The sequence below is a fragment of the Kytococcus sp. HMSC28H12 genome, assembly GCF_001816045.1.
In the GTDB taxonomy this organism is placed as follows: Bacteria; Actinomycetota; Actinomycetes; order Actinomycetales; family Dermatophilaceae; genus Kytococcus; species Kytococcus schroeteri.
Window position 1 is genome coordinate 1 of sequence record NZ_KV824267.1, and the last position, 4442, is coordinate 4442.

The window sequence follows — 4442 nt, forward strand, 5'->3', positions numbered from 1 at the left end:
GCCCCACGGCCCCACGGCCCCACGGCCCCAGCGGGCGTGTGGCGCGGGCGGATGGGTGCCCTCATGGTCGGAACCCCACCACGGCAGTGCCGTCGGGTGCCCGGTGCACCACGTGGCGCACGGTCGGGTCACTGAGTCGTCGGTGGTGTCGCCCGCAGAGCGGGATCCCGTTGGTCAGGTCGGTCGCCCCGCCGCCGGGGTCGAGTACCTCGCCGCCCGGCCCCCGCACTGGTGCCCACGGCTGGTCATGATGGATCTCGCACCAGGAGAACGGTCGATCGCAGTCCTCCGCGGCGCACTCGCGGTACCGCGTGGCCAACGCTGCCCGCTGGCCGTCGGTGAAGGAGCGGGACTGGCGCCCCAGGTCGAGAGGCAGCGACTCGCCGCCCATGACCACCGGGATGATCCCGGCATTGCTCGCGAGCCGCCGCACCTGCCCGGCCGAGACGTCGTCTCCGGTGTCGGTGATGCCGGTCCGATCGGTCTCGCCTCGCAGGGTCTCGAGGTCGGTGGTCACCAGGAGGACCGCGTTGATCTTGGAGCCCAGGTGGTCGGTCGGCAGGTGGTCGATCAGCTCGGCGAACGCCTTGCCCCGCTCATGAGACCAGTCGATCTGCTGGTCCCTCCAGGCTGTGCCCGTGAGCTCGTCGCCGGCCGGCTCGGGGAGTCCGGGCACGCCCTGGAGGGGGCCCGTGCCGGCGTCGTCCGCCGCGCCCCGGGGTGCCGACTGCTGGCGCTGCTTGTGGGCCAGTCGTCGCGGCGCGGTGGCGGCCTGCAGGGCCTTGCCGAGCATGCGCGCCTGCAGCGTCGGCAGCACGAACTGGCCGTAGCTCGTGCCGTCCCCGCGGTCGACCATCCAGAAGCTCGCGGCCTCCCATGCGGCCTCCTCCTCCGAGCGCACCAGCGCGTCGTGGTGGGCGTCCACCTCGGCAGCGGTTCGGTCCAGCTCCTGCAGGCAGCGCCGGGCCTCACGCCGCAGTTGGCCCGGTGACATCCGTTGCGCCTTGCGCACCAGCCTCGTCTCGATCCGGAGCCGCTCCTCGGGCGTCACGTCCTCGGGCAGGTCCTCCAGCGCGCTGGTGATGATGCGCGCCTGCTGGCGCGTGATGCGGCCCGCGTCCCAGGCGTCGGCAGTGGGGGACTGGCGCCGTCCGGCCCCTTCGCCACGGTCGCCGCTGCCCGCGCTGCCCGGCCCGTTCGGCTCACCCGTGTCGACGTCCTCGGGCTCGGCGGGCGCGTGGTTGCCCAGGGCGCGGGCGAGTCGCTCGTCCTCGGAGGCCGACCGTCGGTCCGTGCGGGTGCGTCCGGCGGTGAACTGCGCGTCGTCGTCGTGGCCGGCGCGACCCGCCTCCCGGGTCCGTCGCACCACGTCGAGCGCGCGGGAGCGCACGCGGTCGTGCCGGTTGGCCAGGGCCTGCGTCTGCTCCACCAGCCACTCGAGCTCTTGGGGGCCGAGCGTGGAGGCCGCCTCGCCGAGCGAGGCCACGGCCCGGATCAGCGCGTCCGCCGCCTCGTGAGCGCGTGCTACCGCGTCGTGGGCCCGGCCCAGTGCCCCGCTCCCCGGAGTTGCGCCATCCGGCGGGCCGGTGCTGACCGGACCCGCCGGGGGCGGTGGTGCCGGTGGCGCTGCATCGTGCGTGACGGCGGCCATCTCGCACCCCCTCCCGGTGTCGTCGGTCGTCCCCTCCGTCACCAGCAATACTAGTACACACATCTCAACAAGGACAACCCCTATGTAGAACATGTGGATGAACACCCACCCGCCTCGCCCAGGCCGTGGCCGTGGCCTGGCCGCGGACGGTGGCCGGCACGCCGTGGACCTGCGGGACGTCGAGTGGACGCTCGCGAAGGGCCACCAGCTGGCCGTGCGCATCGGCACCATCGACGCGCGCGAGTACTGGTCGCACGAGCCCACCGGTCAGGGGGTCACCGTGACCGATGCCGCACTGACCCTGGAGCTGCAGACCACGGCCCGCGACGTGCCCACCCAGGGCGAGGAGTCGCTCTTCCTGGCCCAGTACACGAAGTACGACGGCGAGAAGTGGTCGAAGACGGTGCCCGGGGCGCCCCCTCGGCCTGCCACCCGCCCCGCCTACCCTCGATGCCGTGCCCACCCCCACCGCCTCCGCCGCCGACCGCTGGTCGGGCCACGCCAAGGGGACCCCGGGCTACCGCCGCATCCAGGCCGCCCTGTTCGCCGCGGGCATCGCGTGCTTCGCGCAGCTGTACTCGCCCCAGGGCGTGCTCCCGCTGCTGGCTGCCGACCTGGGCGTGCCCGCCTCGCAGGCCGCGCTCACCGTCTCCGCGGCCACGCTCGGCCTGGCGCTCGCGGTGCTGCCGTGGTCGCTCGTGGCCGACCGCATCGGCCGTCTGCGCGCCATCCGCATCGCGCTGGTGGCCGGCACCGTGCTGGGCCTGGCGGTGCCGTGGTGCCCCTGGTTCGAGCTGATGCTGGCCCTCCGCGTGGCCGAGGGGGCCGCGCTGGGCGGGGTGGCGGCGCTGGCCGTGGCCTATCTGGGCGAGGAGGTGGACGCCCGTGTCACGGCCGTGGCCGCCGGCACGTACGTGGCGGGCACCAGCATCGGTGGGCTGCTGGGACGCCTGGTGGCCGCACCGGTGGGTGACGCGATGGGGTGGCGCGCCGGCATCGGTGCCGTGGCAGTGCTGGCCGCCGTGGCCACCACCGCGTCGTTCCTGCTGCCGCCGGCGCCGCGGGGTTTCCAACGGCAGACGTCGTCCCCGGCATCGGTGGCGCGCACCTGCGCCGCCCACCTGCGCCGCCCCGCGCTGCTGGCCCTCTACGCGACGGCCTTCCTGCTCATGGGCGGCTTCGTGGCCATGTACAACTACCTGGGTTTCCGGCTGGAGGGACCGCCGTGGCACCTCTCGGTGGGGGCGGTGAGCCTGCTGTTCCTGGCCTACCTCTCGGGCACCCTGTCGGCGCGGGTGGCCGGGTCGATGGCGGGGCGCCACGGCCGTCTGCCGGTGCTGCTCGGGTCGGTGGGCCTGATGGTGGCCGGGGCGCTGGTGACCTTGGCGTCCTGGCTGCCGGTGGTGGTGGCCGGGCTGGTGGTGTTCACCACGGGGTTCTTCGCGGCGCACTCGGTGGCCTCGGGGTGGACCGGCGTGCTGGCCGTGCGCGGGCGGGCGCAGAGCACGTCGCTGTACACGCTGGCGTACTACGTGGGCAGCTCGGTGGTGGGGTACGCCGGCGGGTTCGCCTGGGGTGGTGCCGGGTGGGGTGGCCTGGTGGGCGTGGTGGTGGGGCTGGCCGTGGGGGCCGGGGTGTGGGTGGCCGTGGCCGTGCCGCGGGGGTAGGTCAGCCCTCCAGCTCCACCACGTGCGTGGTCACGTTCTGTCCCTCGCGCTCGCTCACCGCGAGGGTGTCCTCGTCCACGAACCGGGCCCCGATGACCGTGCCGAGGGCCTCGGGGGCGGTCCACACGACACCGCCCTGCAGGGTCACCACGGAGAGCTTCCCGCCCCGCTGGAGCACGTCCATGTCGTCGCGCTGGAGCACGTGCCCCTCGGCAGAGACGTCCTCCACCAGGAGGTCCTCGTCCTCCTCTGCGCCGAAGCAGGAGACCTCCATGGACCGCGTGTCCAGCACGATGCGCTCGTCCAGCTGCGCGTAGGCGCCGTCCGCCCGGAGCCAGGTGACCGCGGTGGGCAGCACGGTGGAGCCGTCCTCGCACGCGATGGCGGTCTCCTCGCCGGTCTGCATGTTGGTGGCCTTCACCCAGTCGAGCGCGTGGACCACGGCCACGGGGTGCGAGAGCGTGTCGGCGTCCACGAACACGCGGGGCCCGCCGTGGGCTGCCCTGACGGCGTCCTGGGTGGTGGCCCAGTCCCGGGTGCGCTTCGTCAGGCGCTCCTCGGCGCTCGGCAGGTCACCGGTGTCTCCCTCCGCGCTGTCGGCGGCCACCACCTCGCCGGTGCGGGGGTCCAGCAGGGCGAGGGTGGTGCGGGTCCCGTCGTCCAGGTAGGCGTCACGGACGGCGAGCACCCCATCGGCCTCCCAGAACCACACGCCGCTGCCGATGCGCTCGAACCGGCTGCGGCTCCACAGGCGTTCCCCGTCCGGGGAGTAACCGGTCAGCTCGGCGTCCTTCGGTCCTGCGACCCGGGTGACCACCAGCTCCGGGGACGCCCAGACGACCTCGCCCTCCATGGGGCGGGCTTCCTGGGGCGAGGGACTCTGGCTGGTGGACTCCTCCGCCGGCGCGGACGGCTCAGCGGAGTCCGCGGCGGAGCAGCCCGCGGAGAGCAGGGCCGTGGTGGCGGCGATGACGGTGAGCGCGACGGTGCGGTTCATGCCCGGCAGCGTGGCAGGGGTGGCAGGAGCCCCGCTGGCGTGCCGGCGTACCCTGTGGACAACGGGAGGGGCGCGGCTGAGTCAGCCCTCCAGCGGCACCCCGGCGCGGGCGGCGATCTCCTGGCCC

At 74.4% G+C, this 4442-nt stretch carries 3 protein-coding genes; 1 reads left to right on the plus strand and 2 read right to left on the minus strand.

What is annotated here, in order from left to right; translation table 11 throughout:
• Positions 1-61: 61 nt before the first annotated feature.
• Entirely contained in the window at positions 62-1486 is a 1425-nt protein-coding gene (locus tag HMPREF3099_RS00760; protein ID WP_070703307.1) for an HNH endonuclease signature motif containing protein, read from the minus strand.
• A gap of 620 nt (positions 1487-2106) precedes the next feature.
• On the opposite strand from HMPREF3099_RS00760, the gene HMPREF3099_RS00765 reads away from it, so the two are divergent.
• Entirely contained in the window at positions 2107-3318 is a 1212-nt protein-coding gene (locus HMPREF3099_RS00765) for an MFS transporter (protein ID WP_070703308.1), read from the plus strand.
• Position 3319: 1 nt separating this feature from the next.
• Here HMPREF3099_RS00765 and HMPREF3099_RS12630 read toward each other — a convergent pair whose 3' ends face one another.
• A complete protein-coding gene (locus tag HMPREF3099_RS12630) occupies positions 3320-4315 on the minus strand; it encodes a hypothetical protein (RefSeq protein WP_070703309.1) in 996 nt (331 codons plus the stop codon).
• Between the last annotated feature and the right edge of the window lie 127 nt (positions 4316-4442).